Source organism: Sorangium sp. So ce1335 (assembly GCF_051521615.1).
Taxonomy (GTDB): domain Bacteria; phylum Myxococcota_A; class Polyangia; order Polyangiales; family Polyangiaceae; genus Sorangium.
In genome coordinates this window covers 10,125,191-10,148,145 of sequence record NZ_CP150363.1, presented here as the reverse complement: position 1 = coordinate 10,148,145, position 22,955 = coordinate 10,125,191, and the positions used below count along the sequence as shown (strand labels likewise).

13 protein-coding genes are annotated in these 22,955 nt (G+C 72.1%); 5 read left to right on the top strand and 8 right to left on the bottom strand.

From position 1 onward, the window contains the following. Positions 1 to 214: 214 nt before the first annotated feature. From WMF24_RS37905 to WMF24_RS37895, 3 genes are all read right to left on the bottom strand, one after another. Entirely contained in the window at positions 215 to 1,738 is a 1,524-nt protein-coding gene (locus WMF24_RS37905; RefSeq protein WP_437732325.1) for a heparinase II/III domain-containing protein, read from the bottom strand. Continuing rightward, entirely contained in the window at positions 1,735 to 2,118 is a 384-nt protein-coding gene (locus tag WMF24_RS37900) for a glycosyltransferase (RefSeq protein WP_437738901.1), read from the bottom strand. The genes WMF24_RS37905 and WMF24_RS37900 overlap by 4 nt, the downstream gene beginning before the upstream one ends. Before the next feature lie 478 nt (positions 2,119 to 2,596). Next, positions 2,597 to 4,333, bottom strand: a complete 1,737-nt coding sequence (locus tag WMF24_RS37895; protein WP_437732324.1) for a polysaccharide biosynthesis protein — start codon at positions 4,331 to 4,333, stop codon at positions 2,597 to 2,599. Between the two features lie 1,447 nt (positions 4,334 to 5,780). On the opposite strand from WMF24_RS37895, the gene WMF24_RS37890 reads away from it, so the two are divergent. Genes WMF24_RS37890 through WMF24_RS37880 form a run of 3 tightly spaced genes read left to right on the top strand, consistent with a single transcriptional unit; the run spans position 5,781 to position 9,084 of the window. Further along, positions 5,781 to 7,049 (top strand): glycosyltransferase family 4 protein, encoded by a 1,269-nt coding sequence (locus tag WMF24_RS37890; protein ID WP_437738900.1) that lies wholly within the window; start codon positions 5,781 to 5,783, stop codon positions 7,047 to 7,049. Positions 7,050 to 7,084: 35 nt separating this feature from the next. After that, positions 7,085 to 8,032 (top strand): NAD-dependent epimerase/dehydratase family protein, encoded by a 948-nt coding sequence (locus tag WMF24_RS37885; RefSeq protein WP_437732323.1) that lies wholly within the window; start codon positions 7,085 to 7,087, stop codon positions 8,030 to 8,032. Continuing rightward, the gene (locus WMF24_RS37880) at positions 8,029 to 9,084 is read left to right on the top strand and encodes a glycosyltransferase family 4 protein (protein ID WP_437732322.1); all 1,056 of its coding nucleotides are present in this window, start codon (positions 8,029 to 8,031) and stop codon (positions 9,082 to 9,084) included. The genes WMF24_RS37885 and WMF24_RS37880 overlap by 4 nt, the downstream gene beginning before the upstream one ends. 110 nt (positions 9,085 to 9,194) lie before the next feature. On the opposite strand, the gene WMF24_RS37875 is transcribed toward WMF24_RS37880, so the two are convergent. Together WMF24_RS37875 and WMF24_RS37870 are read right to left on the bottom strand one after the other, a co-directional pair. Further along, complete coding sequence (locus tag WMF24_RS37875) at positions 9,195 to 10,775, bottom strand: O-antigen polymerase (protein ID WP_437732321.1); 1,581 nt, start codon at positions 10,773 to 10,775, stop codon at positions 9,195 to 9,197. Positions 10,776 to 10,787: 12 nt separating this feature from the next. Further along, positions 10,788 to 13,076, bottom strand: coding sequence for a GumC family protein (locus WMF24_RS37870; RefSeq protein WP_437732320.1), 2,289 nt, complete (start codon positions 13,074 to 13,076; stop codon positions 10,788 to 10,790). A gap of 255 nt (positions 13,077 to 13,331) precedes the next feature. On the opposite strand from WMF24_RS37870, the gene WMF24_RS37865 reads away from it, so the two are divergent. Next, positions 13,332 to 16,775: a hypothetical protein gene (locus WMF24_RS37865; RefSeq protein WP_437732319.1), complete on the top strand. Its 3,444-nt coding sequence runs from the start codon at positions 13,332 to 13,334 to the stop codon at positions 16,773 to 16,775. Here WMF24_RS37865 and WMF24_RS37860 read toward each other — a convergent pair. Together WMF24_RS37860 and WMF24_RS37855 are read right to left on the bottom strand one after the other, a co-directional pair. Then, positions 16,772 to 18,037: a hypothetical protein gene (locus tag WMF24_RS37860; protein ID WP_437732318.1), complete on the bottom strand. Its 1,266-nt coding sequence runs from the start codon at positions 18,035 to 18,037 to the stop codon at positions 16,772 to 16,774. The genes WMF24_RS37865 and WMF24_RS37860 overlap by 4 nt on opposite strands. A gap of 57 nt (positions 18,038 to 18,094) precedes the next feature. Further along, positions 18,095 to 20,779 (bottom strand): O-antigen ligase family protein, encoded by a 2,685-nt coding sequence (locus WMF24_RS37855; protein ID WP_437732317.1) that lies wholly within the window; start codon positions 20,777 to 20,779, stop codon positions 18,095 to 18,097. Between the two features lie 90 nt (positions 20,780 to 20,869). On the opposite strand from WMF24_RS37855, the gene WMF24_RS37850 reads away from it, so the two are divergent. Then, positions 20,870 to 21,505 carry a phenylalanine--tRNA ligase beta subunit-related protein gene (locus tag WMF24_RS37850; RefSeq protein WP_437732316.1) on the top strand — a complete coding sequence of 212 codons (636 nt, stop codon included), beginning with the start codon at positions 20,870 to 20,872 and terminating at the stop codon, positions 21,503 to 21,505. Between the two features lie 78 nt (positions 21,506 to 21,583). Here the strand turns inward: WMF24_RS37850 and WMF24_RS37845 are convergent, their stop codons facing one another. After that, positions 21,584 to 22,858 carry a hypothetical protein gene (locus WMF24_RS37845; protein ID WP_437732315.1) on the bottom strand — a complete coding sequence of 425 codons (1,275 nt, stop codon included), beginning with the start codon at positions 22,856 to 22,858 and terminating at the stop codon, positions 21,584 to 21,586. Between the last annotated feature and the right edge of the window lie 97 nt (positions 22,859 to 22,955).

The window sequence follows — 22,955 nt, the reverse complement described above, 5'->3', positions numbered from 1 at the left end:
GTCAACCGGGTTGTACGGGAGCCTGCGTGGCACAGGGGTAAGGAGGCGGAATCGGGCGCGGCTCGACATGCTGGAAGCGTCGCTTCCGGACGCGAGAACCGCAGAGCTCGGCCGCAAGGACCGAAGGGCTGGCGGCGAGGACCGCAGAGCTCGGCAGCGGTCCCTTCACCCGGCAGGCGTGCGGCGCGCCCGGCGCGCCCGGCGCACCCACCGATTACCACCGTAGGCGAAAGCCGCTGCGCCAGCCGTCTCGCACCTCGCCGCGACCGGAGAACACGATCGCCGCGCGCGGTTGCCGGAAGCAGGGGTGCCATACGCCCGCGCTCCGCTCCGGCGCGAGCTGCGCGCCCTCGATCGATATCGACCGGCGCTGCAAGGCCGCCTCGTCGAGCCTGAGCCGCGAGCACGCGCTCGTGCTGCCGCCCACGATCTCGTCGCGGATCACGAGCTCCCGCTCGGAGAGCTCGAGCGCCCGTCGGTGCAGGGGAGCTCCCGGAAGGAAGCGATATCCGTCGTGCTCGGCCTCCGCCGCGAGGTGCGCGGGGCCCCGGTCGAGCCGGCACACCTGGGCGCGAGCCCGGCGGCCGACGCGAAAGGCGCTCCACACCTCGCTGGAATCCACGCCGCCGAGCTCGATCGTGTTGTGCGCGCGCGTGGCCCGGGTCTCCTCCCGGTCGCGATCCGCGAGGTAGCTGGATACGCCGTAGTCGACGACGGCGCGCTCGCCCTCGATCCACAGCTCGAACGTGAGCGCGTCGGCGTGCACGTGCCCGGGCTGGTAGGCGGCGCCGTCCATCCCCGCGTCGAACGCGAGCCAGGCGCGCTCGCCGGACCGGAGGATCACCCAGCCGGTCGAAGCGAGGTGCACGAGCGCCGTCGTGGCGTCCGCCGTCGCGCCGGCGTCGTGGAGGCCCAGCGCGGCGCCGAGGGCGAGGACCTGATCGAGCTCGGGCGCGGCGTCGAGGGCAGCGTCGTTGAAGAGCGGATAGGTCCCGTCCGGGGCGCGGACGGCGGCGGCCCAGGCCAGCGCCTTCTGCGCCGTGGCCCGCCAGAGCTCGGGCACCTCGCGCCCCGCCACCTGCGCGAGCTCGATGGCCTCGAGCAGCCCTGCGGCGAGCGCGAGGTGGTACGAGGCGGAGAGCTCGAAGTGGCCGCCGTCCTCGAGGAACTGCTCCGGGAGCTGCCACGACAGGATCCTCGAACCGAGCCGCCACCAGGCCTCGGCCTCGATCCCGCGCGCCACCGCGCCGCCGCACACGAGCCCGATCGCATTCTCGAGCAGGTGGTTGCCCAGGAGGTGAAGCTCGAGCCCGAGCGCGACGGCCCGGCACGCGCGCGCCAGCTCGGCCGCGAGCCCGGGGCGGCCGAGCCGCGCCGCGACCGCGAGCCGGCGGGCGCGCACCGCGGCCGGGAACGGGTGCGACGCGACGGGGGCGTCCCACGCCGTCGGGGCAGGGACGGTCGGATCGGCCCCGAGCTCGTAGCCATAGGCGCCCTCGTACGCGTGGAGCAGCGAGCCCTCGGGGATGGCGGCAAGGCGCGCGCGCCCGCGCGCCCGCTCGGCCTCGGCGAAGGCCACGAACGCCGCGCTCGGCGGGGCGAAGTCGGACCGGACGTGCGGAGGCCGCGCCGCGCTCGGTCCCCGGCCGAGCGCGCGCCCGCCCAGCGCGATCGGCCGCGCGAGCACCTGCAGCGGGTGGAGCTGCGCCAGCGTGCGGGCGACCCGCGGCAGGTTCATCTCGCGCTCCCGCCGCCGTCGCCGGCCACGGCCGTGAGGGAATGGGGGCTCGTCGCGATGAGCACGTCGGCACGCGGCAGATCGCGCTGCGCGAGCGTGAGCGCGGACAGGGCGCACGACCCGTACGCGAGCGAGCGACGCACCTTGCCGCGGTTGGCGGCGGCGTAGATCCAGGTGCGGAGGACGCGCACGCCGTGAAAGTCCTCTTCCATGCGGAGCCGACCCCGGTACTCGGGCGGGATTACCCCCGTCGGGTGGTTCGGCATGCCCGTGAGCACCGTGACCTCGTGTCCGGCGCGGCGCCAGGCTCGGGCGATCTCCGACACGCGCGCGGCCGGGGCCCCTGGCTCAGGCGGGAAACAGGGAGAGACGTAGAGCATGCGCATGGGCCGCGTGGCTCGGGAGGAGCCGCTTGGGCCGGCACAATGGCTGGCTGGCGCGCGCAACGTCAACTCCTTTCTTCCCCCGGGAACCATGGTGTTCCCCGGTAAGCACCATGCGCTTCCTTGCGAAACACGGGGCGTTCTCCGGCCTCTTTGCCGCCCTGCAGCCGCTCGCCACGTCCGCGCCGGTGCCCGGCAGCCGGGGCTGCGCAGGACCTCCTGATCGCTGTAGTCGATGATCATCGGCGTGTCCGCGCCGCGATCGACGCGGCGATCGAAGATGAGGAGTTCGCCGGGCGCATGCAGGCGATCACCCGCGTGCGGCCAAGGCCGGCGCGACGCCTGCAGGGCAGATCCCGTCGCCGACCGGCCGAGATGCGCCGCGTGCGGGCCCCCGGCAGGTCCGACGGCCTGCCACAGGCGCCGGATCTGGATCCCGTAGGTGTTGCCAGGCGAGCGTGGGCGCGGGACGAGGTCAGGCGAGCGCCGACGCCGGCTGAGCGAGCGAGGGGACAGCGGAGGGCCTCTCCTCGGGATGGGACAGGTGCGCCTCGGGGACCAGATCCTCCAGCAAGCGCCGAATCTCGGCGTCGTTGCCCGCGCGGGCCGCGCTCGCGAGGTGCTCCAGCGCTCGATCCAGCCGCTCCTTCGGGACCGGCTGGATCCGGCCGACGAGGACCTTGGGGTGCGGGGTCGAGCCGTAGGCCTCGCTGTCGAGCAGCAGCTCCTCGGCGAGCTTCTCTCCCTGGCGGAGACCCGTGAACTCGATCTTGATGTCGTCCGGATCGGGGCACGACAGCTCGATCATGAGCTTCGCGAGATCGACGATCTTCACCGGCTTGCCCATGTCGAGCACGAAGATCTCGCTCCGCGACCCGAGCGCGCCTGCCTGGAGGACGAGCTGCGTCGCCTCCGGGATCGTCATGAAATAGCGCTGCACCTCCGGGTGAGTGACCGTGACAGGGCCGCCATTCCTGATCTGCTCCCGGAAGAGCGGGACCACGCTGCCGTTGCTCCCGAGCACGTTGCCGAAGCGGACCGCGACGTAACGGGTCCTGCTCGTCGCCCCTCGCGCCTGGATCACCATCTCGGCCACGCGCTTGCTGCACCCCATCACCGAGGTCGGATTGACCGCCTTGTCGGTCGAGATGAGCACGAAGGTGTCGGTGCCGAACTCGTGCGCAGCGTCGGCGACCGTGCGGGTCCCGAACACGTTGTTCTTGAGGGCCGCGGCGCTGTTCAGCTCCATCATGTGCACATGCTTGTGCGCCGCGGCGTGGAGCACGACCATGGGCCGATGGTGGCGGAAGATCGACCCGATCCGGTCGCGATCGGTGATGTCGCAGACGAGCGGGACGAGCGACGCACCAGGGAACGCCTGCCGCAGCTCGCGCTCCAGGTAAAAGAGCCCGTTCTCGTTGTGGTCCAGCAGCAGGATCTTGCGCGGATGAAAGCGCATCGCCTGCCGCACGAGCTCGCTCCCGATGCTCCCGGCGGCGCCGGTCACCAGGATAGTCCGGCCCTCGATGAGCTGCTGCACCTGCTTCACGTCGAGCGTCACGGGGTCCCGGCGGAGGAGATCCTCGATGGCGACCTCGCGGATCTGCGAGAACCCGCCCTCCTGGATGTGCTCGGCGACGCTCGGGATCGTCTTCGTCTGCACGTTCAGCTGGCGGCAGATGTTGACGATCTCCTTGATCCGCGAGCCCGGGGCGCTCGGGAGCGCCAGCACGATGAGCTTCACGTCATGGTCCGCGACGGCCTTGCGCAGCGTGGCCTCGTCCGCGGGGCCGAGCACACGAACGTCTCGGATGCGCGCCTGCCACTTCATCGGATCATCGTCGACGAAGCCGCAGACGTTCCACTTGCGGTCGGGCATCCGCTGCAGGCTGCGGAGCAGGCTCTCGCCCGCGTCGCCCGCGCCTACAATGAGTATCTGCGTCGTGTTCGTGCTGTTCGTGGCTCGCTTGAGCTCGCGCATTCCGCGAATCGCGGACCGGAGGCCGCCGGCGAGCACGACGGACAGCAACAGCTCTCCCACGTACACGGAGCGAGGCAGTTGCGCGCGGTGTAGCACGATCTCTGCCACCACGGCGAGCGCCGCCGTGCCGAGGGCGGATGTGCGCAGCAGCTTCCAGAGGTCGGGAAGCCCGGTATACCGCCACAGGCCATGGAACAGCCCGAAGGCATAGAACGTGATTGCGCGGCACACGAGGAGCGTTCCGAGAGCATAGGGCCAGTTGCTCCGGAATGGCTGGTGGATCCCAGCCGGGTCCCCGTCGAAACGAAGGAGTAACGCGCCGCCGAACGCGAGCGACCAAAGCACGAGGTGCGCCAGTACGATGATGCTGCGTCGGACCAGCGTGACGTTCAGTGTGCTCTTTATCATAATTTGAAAGGCTGAGTTCGCCTGTCAGACGAACCGTAGTAAGGCGCGCATCAAGCGCGACGCCATTCTTCTCGAACCTGTCCGCTCGTGCAAGACGAGCAGCGCGCGGCGCGGGCAGGTTTTCCCATGAAGGTGAGCTGGTTTCGCTTGATGTCGCCCCCGTGTCACCCTTTCGTTTCCTGCTCGACGGTCCATTGCTGGGGCGTTGCCTCCGCCTTCCCACCTGCGCGCCTCGGGCCCGTCTCCGGACCGTGAGCGCACTCACCGGACCCGCAGTTAGGTGCGGGGCCGCGCCAGGGCATTCAGATCAGAAAAGCATCGTGAGAATTTTCCAGTAGCACGGATCTGTCGGTGCGTGCTCCCTGACCGCTCGGGCGGCTCACCCCGATCATGGGGCGCACCTCGACCGCGGGGAGATGCGGGGCGTACCCGGCATACCCAACCACGGTGAGTTGGCGGCCGGGTCCCGGGGGGAGACCCCGGGGTGGACCCCAACCACGGTGAGTTGGCGGCCGGGCCCCGGGGGGGAGACCCCGGGGCGGACCCCAACCACGGTGAGGGCTACGCGCCGGGGGCCCCAACCACGGTGAGGTGGCCCCGGGCCGGGGGCCCCCAACCACGGTGAGGCGGCTCCCAGTGACGTGGCTCCGAGCCGGTGGCAACCACCGACGTACCTCAACCACGGTCAGGACGTAATCGGGCGGTACCCGAACCGCACGGGGTCGACGACTGTACCTCAACCTCGGTGAGGCGGGCGGTGAGGCGGGCGACAGGCGGTGACGTTGGAAGGGGCGGTCCCGGCGACCGGGAGGCGCTGCCACGGCCGGGACCTCCTCCGGCACGTTGGCGCAGCAACAGGACAGAACCGTGCTGTAATTATGTCATGGACGCAACTGTCTCGACATGGGTGCCATCCGGGCGATCGTGGTTCGCCCTCCTACTGGTCGCTTGCGCCGATGCTCGCGCACGCTGTTCGCGCAGCGGGACGGATGGCCGCCGCGACCCCGGCGACCCTTGAGGGCCGCTGCGTCCCCGGCGAGCCTTGCTGGAGGAGCAGATTGGCGTCCAGGTGATGGGCTCGCCGCCGAAGGGCGGGAGACCGCAGTCCGCGCGCCGCCTCGACTCGGAGATCCTCAACCCCACGGCGCGGTTTGGTGTATGTTGCCGCCGGGCCGACGTCAGGAACTCGCCCTGTCCTCACGCCGCTGGCGTTATCCGTGGCGTTGGCTTGCTGTCCTCGGAGGCGCGCTGTCCATTGCACATTCTCTACGTGTCGCAGTACTTCCCTCCTGAAGTCGGGGCGCCTCAGGCGCGGGTATCCGAGCTCTCCAGGGCCTGGGCCAAAGCAGGGCACACCGTGCATGTGCTCACAGGAATGCCCAACTATCCCACGGGCAACCTGCCAGAGGAGTACCGCGGCCGCATCCTCGCGCGCGAGGTGTTCGACGCCGTCAACGTGGTCCGTACCTGGATCTACGCGACGCCGAACAAGAAGATCGTCCGCCGGTCGATCGCGTATGTCTCTTATGCCCTCTCGGCCGTCTCGCTCGGTCAATGGTTCGCGCCGGCTCCCGACGTCGTCGTCGCCACGAGCCCGCCCATCCTCGTGGCGCTCGCCGGCTTTCTGATCGCGCGTCTCCGCGGCGCGCCGTTCGTCTTCGAGGTGCGCGATCTCTGGCCGGAGTCGATCGTCGCCGTCGGCGCGCTGCCGGAGGGGCACCGCGCGGTCGCGGCGATGCGCAGCCTCGAGGAGTTCCTGTACCGGGAGGCCGACCGGATCGTCGTCGTGACCGAGAGCTTCCGAGAGCGCCTGCGCGAGCGGGGCGTCCCCGAGGGCAAGATCAGCGTTGTGACGAACGGCGTCGACCTCGCGCGTTTCAGCCCAGCCGCGGAGGGCGGCGCGGCGGACGCCGACGCGGAGCTCCGCGAGGAGCTCGGGTTCGCGCCGGAGCATGTCGTCTGCTCCTACGTCGGGACGCTGGGGATGGCTCACGGTCTGCACGCGGTGCTCGACGTCGCGGCGCGCGCTCGCGCCGCGGAGCCGGCGCTCCGGTTCCTCTTCGTCGGCGAAGGCGCGGAGAAGAGCAAGCTCGAGGCGCGCGCGCGCGAGGAGGGGCTCGATAACGTCGTCTTCCTCGGCCAGCAGCGGCGCGACAGGATGCCGTCGCTCTATCGCATCAGCGATGTCTGCCTGGTCCCGCTGCGCAAGAGCGAGCTCTTCACCACGGTCATCCCGTCGAAGATGTTCGAGATCATGGCCATGGAGAGGCCCCTCGTCATCTCGGTGGACGGGGAGGCGCGGCGGATCGTCGAGCGATCGGGCGGCGGGCTCTTCGCCCCGCCGGAGGACGTGGACGGGATGCTCGAGGCGATCCGCAGCCTCGCGCGCAGCCCGGCGCTTCGCGAGGAGATGGGGCGCGCGGGCCGGAGCTTCGTCGAGCGGGAGTACGACCGCGACGCGCTGGCGGGTCGGTATCTCGGGGTGCTCGCGGAGGTCGCCGGGGCGCCGGCGGTCGTGCGACAAGGAGCGTCCTCTTAGGACGGGAGCGTCGAATCATGTCAACTACGAGCTGCTTGGTCACTGGAGGAACCGGCTTCGTCGGCGCCCGCGTCGTGGAGGCCCTGCTCCGCCGCGGCGACCGCGTCACCGTGCTCGGGCGCAGGCCCGCGGGGGCGGCGGGAGCGGGAGAGGGCGCCGCGCCGGCGTTCGTCCGCGGAGATCTCGAATCGACGGCGCTCGACCTCGGCGGCGAACCCTTCCAGGTCGTCTACCACGTCGCCGGTCTCGCCCACGTCGTCCCGAGGACCGACCCCGAACGCAGGCGGTTTCATGACGTCAACGTCAAGGGGACGGAGCGGCTGCTCGAGGCGCTCGGCCGCGATCGACCGCTGCCCGAGGCCTTCGTCCTCGTCAGCACGGTCGCGGTCTACGGCGCAGACGAGGGGCGGTCGCTGGACGAGGACACGCCCCGCAGGGCGGCCGATCCGTACGGCGTGAGCAAGCGGGAAGCCGAGGACGTCGTGCTCGCGTGGGGCCGGGAGCGCGGCGTCCGCACCGCGATCGCACGCCTGCCGCTCGTCGCCGGCCCCGGCGCCCCCGGCAACCTCGGGGCGATGGTGCGCGCGCTGCGGCGCAAGCGCTACCTCGGCGTGGGCGACGGCGCGGCCCAGCGCAGCATGGTGATGGCGCGCGACGTGGCCGAGATCCTGCCGAAGATGGCCGAGACGGGCGGTATCTACAACCTGACCGACGGCCACCACCCGACGTTCGCCGAGCTCGAGGCGGTGCTCGCCGGAGCGCTGCGCCAGCCGGTGCCCCTCCGGCTGCCGATGTGGCTGGCCGACCTGGGCGCGACCGTCGGCGACCGCCTCCAGCAGCTCCTCGGCCGACCGATCCCGCTGAACCACCGCACGCTCGGGAAGATGACCTCGACGCTCACGTTCGACGATCGCCGCGCGCGGGAGGCGCTCGGGTGGCGCCCGTCGCGGGTCGTCGACTGCGCCGCGGAGCTCGTTGCATGAAGCTCGCCGCCGTATTTCTCATCGCCCTCATGGCGAGCTCGGCCGCCGTCCGCGCGCTCATCCCGTTCCTCCGCAAGACCGGCCTCATGGATGTGCCGAACGCGAGGAGCTCCCACTCCGCCCCGACGCCGCGCGGGGGCGGCGCCGGCCTCCTCGCGGGCGCCGCGGCGGCGGCGGTGGCCGCGGCGCTGCTCGGGCTGCCGGTGGCCAAGGCCGAGCTCTTCATCGCCGTGGCGCTGATGGCCTTCGTCGGGTTCCTCGACGACCGCTCCGGAGGCCTGTCGGTCCGGCTCCGGCTCGGGCTCCAGGTCGTCGCGGCGGGCATCGTGGTGCTGCGCGCAGGAGGGCTCGGCCGCCTGCCGCTCCCGCCGCCCCTCGACGTCGAGACGGGCATCCTCGCCTACCCGATCGCGGTGGTCTGGCTCGTGGGCGTCCTCAACATCTACAACTTCCTCGACGGGATCGACGGGTTCGCCGGCATGCAGGGCGTGATCGCCGCGCTCGCGCTCGCGTCCCTCGGCGGCGGCGCGACCCCGCTGCTCGCGATGGGGCTCGCGGTCGCGGGGGCCTGCGCCGGCTTCCTCGCGCACAACTGGCACCCGGCCAAGGTGTTCATGGGCGACGTCGGGTCCGCGGCGCTCGGGCTGATGCTCGCGGCGCTCCCGTTCGAGATCGAGCCTGCGGCGCGCGGCCCGGCGGTGTTCGCAGCCGCGCTGAGCCTGTGGTTCTTCCTCGCGGACGGCGCGTTCACGATGGGCCGGCGCCTGCTGCGCGGCGAGAAGATCTGGGAAGCGCACCGCTCCCACCTGTACCAGCGCCTGGTGCGGACCGGCCTCACGCACGCCGAGGTGTCGCGGACCGTCGGCGTCGCGGCCGCGCTCGTCGCCGGGGCGGCGTGCGCCGCGCACCGCAGCGGATCGGCGGCCCTGTCCTGGGGCGCGCTGCTGCTCGCGCTCGCGCTCTTCGTCCTCTACGCGAAGTGGACCTCGAGCCGCGAAGCGCGGCTCGGCCAGGCCCTGCGGGCGGTGCGCGGCCAGGACGCGAGCGACTAGGGCGAGCTCGGCATCCACAGCGACCTGCGACGCGCCGTGCTCCAGCCGGCGCACGCCGGCCGTGGCGTAGGCGCCGCTGGCCTGCGCGCGGCGCGGCGATCCGCGGGCGGCTACGGCTGGCGCGGCGCCGGCAGCGCCGGTCCCGCCGCGGACCGGTCGACACGGGCCGGGGGCAAGCGCCGGTCAGATCGCCACGGCGCCGGCTGCCGGGCAACGAGCCACAGGCGGAGGTGCTTGATCACCGAGGTGAGCAGGACAATCCCGATCACGCCGACCCCCAGGGAAACCGTGATCTTGAGCAGCGCCGCGAGCTCGCCCCGAAACTGGTTGTAGGCGAACGCGGCGAGGGTTGCGCTGGACGCCCGGACGAGGGGGGTCGAGTCGCGCGCGCCCGCCACGAGGAGCGGCACCATGAAGAAGAGCCCGCTCATGACCGCGACCTCGATGGCGGCGCCCAGGCGGCCGAGGTTGAGGTAGCCCTCGGCGGCGGCGCTCATCGCGAACGCGGCGCCGCGGCGCGCCAGGTCGGGGGCCTTCCACCACACATACCGGTGTCCCAGGCCGAGTGGCCGCTCGCTCCAGAGCGGCTTGGGGATCAGGATGAGGAACGCGTTGATCCAGCTCTCTCCTGCATAGGTGACGATGGGCGGCCGCTCGTTCACGAGGTTGACGAGGTTGGAGTGGACCGTGCTGAGCTCGCCGATCTCCAGCGGGTTCTCGGTCCGCTCGAGGTGGGTTATCGCCGACGTGACCTGTTCGTCGAACCCGCTGCCCTGGCGGATCCGGGCGCCCTGGATGGCGATTCCGTAGAAGAGGACGCACACCATACCGACGGCAAGCCACAGGCGCTTGATCTGGATCCCGTAGGCGTGCAGGACGAGCGCGACCGCGAGGACGGTCCAGATGAGCGGCCCACGCCGCCCCATGATCGTGTTGAGGAGGACGGTCGCGAGGAAGAATGACCCGGCGATGAGGAGCGCCTTCGGGACGGGCAGGCCTGCCTTGCGGACCGAAGCGAACCTGAGAAACAGATAGGCGACCGCGAGCTTGACCAGATACCAGCCCGAGGTCAGCAGGCCCCTGCCGTCCTCCATGAGGTGGTTCTCGGCGTAGCCCATCGTGAAGAACTTCCCCACGCCGATCGAGGCGATCCACGCCAGGACGAGCCCGAACCCGAGCAGCCCGACGACGATCGCCGCCCAGTCCCGGTCCAGCATCGCCTTCGGCCTGTGCACCGGGAACATCCGCTCCAGGTTCGGGCTCTCCGGCAAGCGGCTCAGCGCAGTGCACGCGAGCGCGCAGCCGATCGCGCCGGCATAGCCCACCTCCATGGCTGCCGCGTCGTAGCTCGACAGGTGGAAGCCCTGCGACGTCAGCATCGCCAGGATGGGCGTATAGCCGACGCTGAGGAAGTAGGCCGCGGGGATGTAGGTCTCCGGGTCCAGCGGATGGAAGCGGGGACCGCCGGCGCGCGCGAGCGACGGCGCCACGAGCAGCAGCAGCAGGCCTATCGTCCACCCTCGCCCGTCGCCCAGCTCCCCTTCCAGGATCGGGCCGACCGTGGCCAGGGTCGCGACGAGGAACACCGCCATGAGCCGGCCCGGCGGCAGCCACGCTCTCCGCTTCGCCGGCGCGACCATGCTGGCGGCGCGCCTGGCGCCTCCCGCGCGGGGGAATCTCGGGGACAGCAACGGCGGAGATCCTCAGTTCGGCAGGGGGGGCGGTGGGGCGTCCCCGTCTCCAGGCGGCGCGACATCGGTCGCCGCGCGGTAGTAGCCGTCCTGCTTGTGGCCGTAGTAGCGGTACGCGCCGTACTCGCGGCGGTTCAGGTCGGCGGCGTTCAGCACGACGCCCACCGTCTTGCCGCCGACGTCGAGCATCGCCCGGATCCCGTGGCGCGCGAAGTCGTGCGTCGTGGCCGACGCGCGCACGACGAGCACGGTGCCGTCCACCAGCGTCGACAGGACGGCGGCGTCGGTGACCGCGCCGATGGGCGGGCTGTCGATGATCACCCGGTCGAAGCGGCCCTGGAGCTTGCGGAGCAGCGCCTTGAAGCGCTCGCTGTGCAGGAGCTCCGCCGGGTTCGGCGGGATGGGACCGGCGGGGATGACATGGAGGTTCTCCACCTCGGTCTTCAGCGCGCTCTCGTCGTCGATCACGGAATCGTCGAGCAGCGCGCTCGTCACGCCGATCTCCGGTCCCTTGTCGAAGATGGCGTGGAGGCGCGGCCTGCGGAGGTCGCAATCGATGAGGACGACCCGCTGCCCGGCCTGCGCCATGGCGACGGCGATGCAGCAGCCCACCGTCGTCTTGCCCTCTGCGGGGCCGGCGCTCGCGATGAGGAGCGTCTTGTAGGGCTGGTCGGGCGACATGAAGAGCAGGTTCGTCCGGATCGCCCGCGCCGCCTCGGCGATCCCGCTCTTCGGCTGCTCGTGGACGATGAGCTCGGGTCGGCCCGACGAGGCAGCGTGCTTGCCCCGGCGGCGCGCCCTGCGGGGGAGGACCTCGGCCTTGTCCTTCCGGTCGAACTCCGGGAGCAAGCCCAGGAAGGGGAGGCCGAGCTCGCGCTCGACCTCGTCCGGCGTCTTCAGCGTGCGATCGAGCATCGCCCGCGCCATCGCCGCGCCGATGCCGAGGAGCAGCCCGGCGACGATGCCGAGGCCGATGTTGAGCGCGACGCGGGGCCGGATCGCCTCGAGCGGGAGGTTCGGCCTGTCGAGGACGCGGATGTTGTTCACCCGCATCATCCGCTGGAGATCGCTCTCCTTGGTGCGCTCCAGGACGAGCTGATAGAGCTTCTCCGTGTTGTCCTTCGTCCTGCGGAGCCGGTCATACTCGATCTTGAGCGAGTTCAGCTCGAACGCCTGCTTCTTGGCGCCCTCGAGCAGCCCCGCGAGGCCTGACTCCTGGCGCTTCACGATGGCGAGATCGCGATTCACCGCGCCCTGAACGTTCTTGATCTCGGCGATCAACGCGTCGACGTTGGCGGCCACCTGCTCGCTCGCGGCGCGGACCTCCGGGTGATTCTCACCCTTGCCGGCGCCGATCAGCGCGTCGCGCTGACGGACGCACTCCTCATGACGAGCGCGCAGCATCTGGAGCACCGGGCTCTGGATGAGCTCGGAGGCGGGGAGCTCGAGAGGGTTGTTCGGATCGACCTTCGCCAGCTCCTGGCTGCGCGCGGCGAACTCCTCGCGCCGCGTGCGCACGGCCGTGAGCGCGTCGTTGATCTGCTTCATCTCCTCGCGGAGGAGGTTCGTCTTGTCCTCGAAATCGATGTCGAGGATGTTGTTGCTCTTCTTGTACTCGTGGAGCGAGGTCTCGCTGGTCTCGAGATCGGCCTTCAGCTTGTCGAGCTGCGTCCGGAGCCAGTCGACGGCCGAGTTCGTCGAGGTGAGCGCGTCGTCGAGGTTCTGCTCGATGTAGACGTCCATCGCCATCGAGAGGATGCGCTGCGCGCGCTCGCGATCGGCGTCGTTGTAGCGGACGATGGCGAGGCGGCTGTCCTTCACCGGCTCCACCGTGAACCGCTCGCGGAGCAGCTCGGCGGCCTCCTCGGGGCTCACGCTCATCGGCGCGGGGGCGGCCGCGTCCCTCGGCAGATCCTTCAGGAAGTACACGTCGTTGTGGAGGTTGAGCTGGGCGACGACCGCCAGCGCCACCCGCATCGACCGCATCACCTTGTACTGCGTCTCGTAGTACTCGCGGTTGTTCCAGTACGCGCCGGAGCCCATGTCGACGACCGCTTCGACGCCGCGGCCGAGGGGCCGCGGGGGGTTCGGGTCGAACTGCAATGTCGCCGTGGACTGGTAAATCTTCTTCTGCCCGAGCGTGTAGAACGTGACGCTGAGGGCGACGAAGAGCATCGTCGTCAACGCGATGGCCCAGTGCTTGCTGACCGTCCGCCAGGTGGCGACGAGGTCGATGGTGCGCTCGCCAGGGGCGTCGGCGTGGGCGGCGGTCGTGGAAGGTGCTCTGAGTTCGTCAGCCATAAGTCGTGCGCTCGAGGCGCCACCATTCAGCTAGAGGTGCGGCGGAGGGCTAAGGTGCCCGCCGAGCCCCCAAAATTCAAGCTGGCCCGCGGAATGAGGGGACGATGTGGTATGGTGTGCGCGGCCTGGGTGGCTGCTCACAGCGCCAGCCGTGGCGCGGCCAGGTGCAGCGGGGTGTGCGCGATGCTACCTCCGTGGCGACCGTGTGCGTTGTCGCCGAGCGGCTGACGGCGCGCGTGCATCGAGAAGAGCAGCATGAAACGATCGTCCTCCGTAACGCGACGTGCGTTAGCGAGCGCGGCTTGCTTCGCGCTGCTGCTCCACGGCTCCCTGGCCGCCGGTGACTGGCCTTCTGCGCGCCACGATCCGCAGCGCACGGGCGCCACGCAGTCGACGAGCAATATCCTCAGGCCGGCGCCCTACTGGCGGGCATACCTCGGCGGCGTGCTCGCGACGGGCAAGGTGCTCGCCGACGACGTGGACCAGGATGGCGAGCTCGACGTGCTCTTCGTGGCCGGCGGCCGCGTGGTGCTGTCCGATCCGCTGGGGTTCGTCCGATGGAGCACCCCGTCCATGGGACTCCGGTCGCTGCACGCCCTCGAGGATCTCGACGGAGACGGGCGGCTCGAGGCGGTCGCGCTCAGCGGGACGGGGGCGGCCATCATCGCCGGCGACAGCGGGGCCGTCCTCTGGCGCGAGGAGGCGTCGGAGCTCGGGACGCTCGACGCCGCCCGCCTCGCCGATCTCGACGGCGACGGCCACCTCGATCTCTTCCTCGACGAGTGCGGCTGCTGCGGCGTGCGCACGGACAGCCCCGGCGTGATCTTCAGCTTCGCGCGCGGGTTCGACGCCGTGGAGCGGCTGCCCGCGCCGCCGCAGCGCACGCACTGCGGCGCCAACGTCAACACGGTGGGCGACTGGGACGGCGACGGCACATCGGACCTCCTTGTCTCCTCTCACGATCGGCTGTTCTTCGTCGACGGGACGGGGAACGTCTTTGCGGAGTCGGCGAGCATCGGCGCGTACCTCGGCCGCACGGTCTGCGAGCCCGTGACCCTGGGCGACCCCTCCGCGCCGCAGCGCGCGCTCTGCTTTCAGAATCGCGTCGTCGTCCAGCAGGGGGCGCGCGAGGTCACCCTGCTCGAGTACAGGCCGGGCGAGATGCCCTCGCTCGCCATCGTGTGGCGCAAGACGCTCGCCCCGAAGGACGGCGGCGACGCCCGCGCCCCGACGCGGCTCGCGTGGGATCTCGACGGCGACGGCGCGCTCGAGGTGCTGGTGAGCAGCAGCACGGGCGGCTCATGGACGTCCTTCGTGCTCGACGCCGCCACGGGCGACGAGCTCGCCGTCATCCCGGACGAGATCGCGCGGGGAGCCGTCCCGTCGCGCTCCGGCGCCGAGCAGTGGATCATCACATCGCGCGAGGATCGCGTGTCGGCCTTCCGGTTCAGCCGCCAGGCGGCCGGAGGGGTCGAGCGGCTCTGGTCGCGCGACGGAGAGCGGGTGCGCACGCGCATGGACTGGGATCGGTCGCGCAGGACGGGGCACGTCTTCTCGCTCGTCACCCCGGATCTCACGGGCGACGGGCGCGACGAGCTCGTGCTCGAGGCGACCTCGGAGCCCGTGACGCTCACCGCCTACGACCTCTTCGAGGCGGGGCCATCGCCGGTCGCCAGCCACACCATCGAGCGCGGCGTCGACGTCGCGGCGCTCGATGTCCTGCCGGGCGCGTCTCCGGCGTCGCCGCGGCTCGTCGTCTCTCGCGACGACGGGTTCGTCACGCTGCTCGACGCCTCGCTCGCGCCCAGGAACCTCGTGCAGGAGGGGCGCGACATCCTGCCCGGGCTGAAGGTCGGCGGCTACAGCACCGGTCCGGGCGCTTACGTCGACTTCGGCCGCGCCCCGATCGCGGCGAAGCTCTCTCCCGGCGACAGGGCCGACAGCGTCGTCGTTGTCGACAGCCGGGGTGACCTCATCCGGGTCGTGGCCGAGGGGGCGAGCAACGTCGCGCCGGCCAAGGTCGCCTGGCGCGCGATGGACGCGTTCGGCGCCTCCATCGCGCCCGCCGAGGGCGGGGCGCCGGCGACCCTCGCATGCTTCAGGCAGCGGCACCCGGTCACGGATCCGGCGAGGTACTCGGTCGCCATGCTCGACGAGGGCGGCAGGCAAACGCTCGAGGTCCCCCTGGAGAAGCCGCCGAGGTGGGACGTGCTGCACGGCGATCTCGACGGCGACGGCGCGCGCGAGCTCGTGGCGGTGACGTCCGACGCCGACCTGCGCACCGAGCTCCTCGCCATCGCGCGGGACGGCGGGGTGCGCTGGAGCCATCGTGTCACCGCCACGGCCGGGACCCAGGCCGCTGCGATCGCGGACTGGAACGGCGACGGGGCGCAGGACGTGGCGCTGGCGATCAACAACGCCCGGGTGCTCTCGGGTCGAGACGGCAGCACCCTCAGCGCCAACGCCGAGGCGATCTCCTACTTCATGCCGATCCTCGCCGACGTGTCGGGCGATCCGCAGCTCGAGATGACGCTGCACGGCGGGGTGTTCCCCGCGCGAACGCTGTCGCACGACCTCCGCGCCACGCTCTGGAAGGGGACGGAGGACATCCGCCCGTACCCGCACGGCGCGATCGCCACCTGCGAGGGCAGGTCGATCCTCGTCGAGGGCTCGTTCATGATGCCGTCGCGCCTCACCTTCACCGAGCTCGACGCCCCCCTGGCCGGGCGGACGAGCTCGATCGTCCTCGCCGGCGACGCCGTGTTCACCGATGAGCAGGCCGCGCGGCAGGCGGACGCCGCCATGGGCCAGCTCGGCGACGTGGCGGTCTCGCGGAGCATCACGGGCGTCCTGTCCGACGGGAGCTCCGTCGTGGTCGGCTCCACCAACGGCTTCCTCTATGCCGTCGACGCGTGCTCACAGCGCCTCCTCTGGTCCTATCATTTCGGCAATCCCGTCGGCGCGCCGATCCTCGCGGACACGGACGGCGACGGTAACGACGACATCGTCGTGAGCGTCGCGGATGGGTATCTCTACAACCTGCGGCACGAGATCCTGCCGGCGCCCGAGTTCGTGTGGGATGTCGACCCGAGCAGCGCCGGCACGGGCGAGGACGTCGACGAGATCATCACCAGAGACACGCTCCACGTGAGATGGTCGAAGGTGCCGTCGGCGACCTCGTATCAGGTGGCGGTCGTGGGCGGCCAGGGGGATTACCTCGACTCGCCGGCATGGCGGGATGTCGGCGACGTCTCCGAGGCCTCGATCGGCGGGCTGCCGCTGCTCGACGGCGCGAAGTATTACGTCGGCGTACGCGCGGTCTCTGCCGCCGGGCTCTCTCCGGATCGCGGGTCGGACGGCGTGATCGTGAACATGCCGCAGGGGGAAGGGGGCGGCGGGGCCGGCGGGACTGGCGGCGAGGCCGGCGGAAGCGGCGGCGGGGGCGCTGGCGGCGGCGGCAGCGGGACCGGTGGAAGCGGCGGCGGGGGCGCTGGCGGCGGCGTCGCCGGCGGCGCGCCGGCGCTGGACGACACGCTCCTCTACGGTCGCGGCTGCGCTTGCTCCGAGGCGCCGGGGCAGCCCGGAGCCCCCTTGCCGACCGGCCTCGGTGGGATCGCCGCCGCGCTCCTCGCGCTGGCGCGCGCCCGCGTCAGGGCGAGCCGTCGTGGCGCGCCGCGCGCGCGCGACGCGCTCCGCTAGACGCCGACGCCCTGTCCCAGCGCCAGCGCGAGCCCGAAGGCCGAGACCAGCAGGAACATGACGGCCAGCGCGTACCGCCGCACGGGCGCGTCGATCACGAAGGCGAGCCGCGCCACGCCGATGAGCGCGGACGGGCCGAACACCCCGAAATGTCGGAGGATGGGCTCGGGCGCCAGCAGCAGGGCGCCGGCCACGCACGCGCTGCTCACCACGCTGCCGACCGGGAGCGCGCGGCGAGACCGCGGGCCGCAGAAATAAATGCAGATGGAGTCCGTGAGGAGCGGAGACATCCCCGAGACCACCATGGTCAGCGTCATGGCGTCGCGCGCGCCGCCGGTGAAGGGGAGCCAGGGGATCGGCACCGCGAAGAGCACGTAGAGGATCGCGGGGAGGACCGAGAACGCCGCCGCCGCGGGCAGCCAGGCGCGCACGGCGCGCGCGTACCAGTCCGCCTCGCCACCCCCCGAGCCGGTCGCGTTCGTCACGGCGCGCGCGGCGAGCGTCTGCGGCACCTGCGAGAGGGCCCCGAAGAACGACCAGTAGAGCACCTGCTGGCCGACGCGGTGATCGCCGAGGAGCGACTGGCCGGCGCTGAGCGCGAGCGGGTACACGGCGACCGTCGAGAAGTTCGCGATGGAATACGGGAACGAGCGCCGGATGACGAGCATCGCGTAGCGCGCCGCGCGCAGGATCGGGACGGGGCGCACGAGGAGCATCGCGGGCGCGGCGCTGGCGAACCCGACCGCGACGGCCACTGCCGCGGGGCTGCCCGCCAGCGCGGCCGCCATCGAGGCGCAAGGCGAGAAGACGACGACCACCGCGAGCGTCTGCAGGAGGCGCCCCTGGAGCTGCCAGATGGGCAGCACGCTCTTCGTCACCGCGGCAAAGAGCATGCACGCGCTGAAGAACGCGGTGATAAGCCCCGTCACGACGCCCAGCCCGGACCAGAGCTCGTGGGCGAGCGTGACGCAGAAGGCGGCGGCGGCGATGAGCGCGATCGCGCCGCCGGCGAGCGCGCGCCCGGCCCTGGTCGCCATGGCGCGCGCCCGGTGCGTCAGGATCGTCGGGAGGCCGCCGGAGACCAGCGCGACGACGACCACGCCTCGGGACACGTAGTTGGCGAGGGCGGCGAGCTCCGCCGGCCCGGCGGCGAGCGCGAGCGTCCACTGGGCAGCGAACGAGGCGGCGCGCGGCAGCATGACGCCGGCCGCGACCCCCGCGCCTCCGTGCGCCAAGGCGCGCAGCAACGACGACAGCTTCACGAACCGATCCGCTCGAGGGGACTGGACGCGCGCACGGGCACGGGGGGCGCAGTCTACCTACGGGGCCAGCGGCGACGCCAGCGCCTTCGCCTTCTCCTCGAGGGCGCGCCTGCGCAGCTCGGGGTCGTTGCCCCCCCGCCGCTGCAGCAGGCGCTCCAGCGCGTTCGACGCCTCGACATGCGCGCCCGCCTGGCTCGCCGTGTCGGCCAGCTTGAGGAGGCGCTCCTCCGTGGGCTCGTCCTGCGCGGCGCGCGCGTAGTAGGTCACGGCCGACTGGTAGTCCTTCCGCGCCACGAGCAGGTCGCCGGCCCAGGTCGCCGCCGCCGCGCACGCGGCGAGCGAGCCGCACGACGCGGAGAGCAGGTCGCGCGCCGCCGCGGGAAACCGCTCGGGAGAGGCCATCCTGGCCGCCGCCTGGACCCGCAGGCGAAGGCAGCCCACCCGGTTGTCCAGCCGCTCGCAGCTCCCCGCGAGGAACTGCTCCGCCTCCGCGCTCTTCCTGTGCAGCAGGAGGAGCCGCGCCCGCAGCTGGACCGCGAGGAACGAGCTCTCCTTCCGCTGCTGGATCGCCGCCGCGTGCGCCTCGATCTGTCGCTCGCAGGCGGCGCGCTTCTCCTCGCCGCCCTCCGGGCCGCCGCAGCGGGGCGACGTGGGATCCTCCAGCATCGCGAACAGCACCTCGCCCGCGGCCCAGCGGGCGACGACGCGGTCGGGGGCGCGCGCGATCGCCTCCTCGGCGCAGCGCAGCCGCAGCTCCAGCGCGTCCCGACGGTCGCCCGCGGTGGCCATCCGCTCGAGCATCTCGGCCCCGGCCTCGCCGTCCGGCACGGCGCGCGCGATCTCGTCGAAGCTGTCGGCCCACTGCCGCGCGAGGGGGGCGGCGGCGCCGGTCACGCCGGGGTCGTCCTCCACCGCGAGCCGGAGGCTCAGGAGCGCTTGCGCCTTCGCCCCGCGCGACGCCAGCACCTCCGCGAGCAGGAGGTGGGCGCGGCCGTGGCGGCGCGAGCGCTCCAGCGTCCGTTGCAGCCACGGGATCGGGCTCTCGCTCCGGCCCTGCAGCGCCACGACCGCGCCGAGCAGCGGGAAGTAGGGCTCTCCCGGGTGGCGGAGCATCGCCGCTCGGAGCTCTGCGCGGAAGCCCGGCCAGCCGGGGCCGGTGGCCGCGCCGGCCTCGCTCAGCGCGCGCAGCGACCGGCGGTCGTGGTCGACGTCGCGCCAGCCGAAGCGCAGCATCAGGGCGACCAGCGCGAGCCCGGACGCCGCGGCGCACGCCGCGTGCAGCCACGCCCGGCGCGCCTCGGCGCCCGAGCCGTCCGGCGCGGCCTCGTCCAGCGGCCGCTCGTGATAGGCCCCGCCCCAGAGCGAGCCCAGCGTCGCCGCGAGCGCGATCGCGACGCCGGGCACCTCGAGCCCGAGGTCGAACAGGTTCTGGACGAGGAGCACCACGCAGCCGGCCCAGGCGCCGACCGCCGCGGTGCTCCCCTTCAGCGCGATCTTGTCGGGCCGGAACGCGACGCCGAGCGCGACGAGCGCCGCAGCAGCCACCGGAATACCCCACTCCGCCGCCCACTGGAGCACGACGTTCTCCGGGTGGGTGAACACGATGTTCCCCGGCGACTGGCGGTAAGCAGGGAACACCGTCTCGAATGCGCCGCGCCCGACGCCGAGCAGCCAGTGGTCCGCGATCATGGGGAGCGTCGAGCGGAACAGCGACAGCTTGTCGAGGTTGTCGTCCGCGAGCTCGGTCATCGTGCGGTCCGTCGTGGCGAGCGCGGCGAGGAGCGCGCCGCCGCCGACCGCGACGGGGAGCAGCCAGGCCGCCGGACCCTGGCTGCGGCCGCCCGGGCGGTGCTTGCCGCGCCGCCACCGCGAGAGCAGCGCGAAGAGGGCGAGGCCGAGCGGCAGCACCAGCAGCCCTGCGCGGGACGACGCGATGATGCTGACGCCCACGATCGTGGCGAGCCCGACGCCGGTGACCCAGGATGGCAGGAGCTGCCTGCTCGTGAGCAGCAAGCCGACGCCCGAGAGGACCCCGAGGTTCAGGTACCCGGCGAGGTTGTTCGGGTTGAGCAGCGGCCCGACGTGCCACGGCGCCACCGAGAACCGCGGCTGATACAGGCCGAAGACCGCCTTCGCGCCGAGCAGCCCGTGGGCGATCGTCGTGAGGGCGGCGAGGAACGCGCTGCAGAAGACGAGGGTGATGACGAGCCTCGCGCCGCGCCGCGCTCCGACGAAGGCCGCCGTGACGAACACGCCGGCGTACGTGAGCCACTTCGTGGCCTCCACCAGCGTGGCCCCGGGGTCGAGCGAGATGCTGGCGTGGCGCGGCGCCGCCTCGCCGAGCGGCATCAGGGCGCGCGACCAGACGTCGGCGCTCGCCGGCGAGAGGCGCTCGAGCCACGCGAGCGGCAGCGGCACGGCCTGCAGCAGCGTGTACGCCGTCAGGCCGAGCAGCGTGAGCGCCGGGAGCGACCTCACATGGGACTCCCGATCCGCGAGCGCGCTGGCGCGGAGGGAGAGCGCGGCGGCGACCGCCGTGACCGAGGACACGAGGGCCAGCGTGGGCGTATGGACCGCGCCGATCGCGAGCACGGACCCGGCGATCGTCGCCGCGAGCAGCCACGGGATCGCGCGCTCGGCGAGCGGCGCGGCCCTCACCGGACGGCTCCGCGCCGCGGCGCCCATCGCGTGACGGCGCTCGCCCGGCGACCTCGGCTTCAGGCGTGTGGTTTCGCGCTCCACGGCGCGCCAGGGTAGTCGATCTCCGCCGCTGCGGGACGGGTGTCTGGCGGACGCCGTCCGCGCGGCGCGCCGGTGGTGTAGAGTGCGCGCGTGCTCACGATCCCGGCACACCCGCTGCTCGACGCCGCCGCCTTCGTCACCACCTTCCCCGCGCCGCTCGGGGAGCTGCCGGCGAGCGAGGCGCTCCGCGGCCTCCTGTCCGACAAGGCCGCGGCCCCGTTCCGCTCGGACGATGCCGTGCGCGCGGCCGTCCGCGACCTCCTCCGGCACGGCGGGTACAAGCCAACGGGCCGCGGCAAGCCGGCCTCCGAGTACCTCATCCGCGCCGCCGCGGACGGCTCGCTCGGGGCCATCAACGCGGCCGTGGACGCGTGCAACGCCGTGTCGCTGCACTCGGGGCTGCCCATCAGCGTCATCGATCTCGACCGCGCGCGCCCGCCGCTGCGCATCGACGTCGCGTCCGCCGGCGCGCGGTATGTGTTCAACGCCTCGGGGCAGGAGATCGACCTCGAGGGCCTCCTCTGCGTCTTCGACGCGGAAGGCCCGTGCGCGAACGCCGTGAAGGACTCGCAGCGGACGAAGACGCACGCCGGGACGACGCGCACGCTCTCGGTGCTGTGGGGCAGCCGCGCGCTGCCGGGCCGCGCCGCCGGGGCGGCCGCCTGGTACAGGGAGCTGCTCGCCGGCGTCGGCGCGGCGACCTCGGACGCGCCGCTCGTCGCCTGACCCGCCCGGCGCGGGCTGCCGCAAGCCCGCCGGCGCGGGCTGCCTCGGCCCGCCGGCGCGGCGCGCCCGCGCTCGTCGTCAGAGCTCCGGGCGATCCTCCACCGTGACGACGCGCACGCCCTCCTCGGTGAGCCACTGCCAGTTGTCGACGAGCCCTGTCGAGTCGAGCTCGTGATCTCCGGCGTCGTACGCTCCCCACCGGATCGTGATCTCCTGGTTCGGCACCACGGGCACCGTCGTGCGCAGCCAGCTCGTCGCGGCGCGGTTCTCGAACCCTGTCCCGAGCAGCTCCAGCGTCCCGCGGTGGCAGTCGTACTGCATCCCGTCCGAGTCGCAGGGCGAGTCGCCCTCGCAGGTACAGACGTCGATGAACGTGTTGTTGATGCTCATCGCGTTGTTCTGGCTGTCGAACAGGATGTGGCCATCGATGAGATCGGGCGGGCGCGGCGAGAGGAGGGCGATGAAGTAATCGTTGAAATCGTTGCACACGTGCGGCCAGTCGAACGTGGCGTAATTGACGTGGAACGAGAAGCCGTGAACGTTCGACGGGACCCGGAGGGTGATCTCGATGGCGGTCGGGTCGGACGGCTTCGCGGGCACGAGGTCGCCGCAGTTTCGCGGGTGCTTCGGGAAGCCCTCGGGGAAATCGCTCTCGTACTCCTTGTCGAAGCCCGTCGGGCTCTCGAAGCCCTCGTCCTGCTGCTGCCGCGCCGTGCCGCTCGAGAGCGCGAGCAGGCGCGCGCCCCCCCTCGGCGTCACGTTGGGCCCGAAGCCGGACAGGAGGCCGTGCCCGAGGTGGAAGTTGGCGCGCAGCGCGGCATCGCTCGGGGGCGGCGAGCCGTCGACCATGACCCATTTCGCGGAGACGACACCCCAGTCGCCGGGGCCGGTCGCCCGCTTGCACAGCTCGACCGCCTTCGCGGCGTTGTACGGGTCGTCGTCGTCGAGCGGGAGCCCGTCGTCGCACGTCTCGGGTACGTAGTCGTCGGGCTCGTCGTTGCAGTCGTCGTCGAAGGGGGGGCCCCCGTCGACCGTCGGGAGGTCGATGGCATTCGGGTTGACCCTTGGGTTGCAGTCGTCGCAGTCGTTCTCGCGCTCCGTGAAGCCGTCGCCGTCCGCGTCGTCGTCCGGCGAGCCGCCGCACGCCACGCTCCCCGTCGACGTGGACGCGTCGATCGTCGTGTGCGCCGTCGTGGGCGGCACGCCGCCGCCGCTGCCGGAGGTGCCGTCCCCGCCGCTGTCCCCGGGGTCCCGGGTGACGAGCTCGAGCACCGGGCCGATGTTCCCGGTGCAGGCCATGCCCAGGCACCCCGCCGCCGTCATGACGCTGAAGAAATTCAACAAAGGTCTCATCGGTGCTCCTCGAGGTCGCATGGAACCAGGGAGGTTCAGATCGAGCCGCGATACGGGAGTGGACGACGATTTTATCAGCAGAAGCGGCGGCGACAGT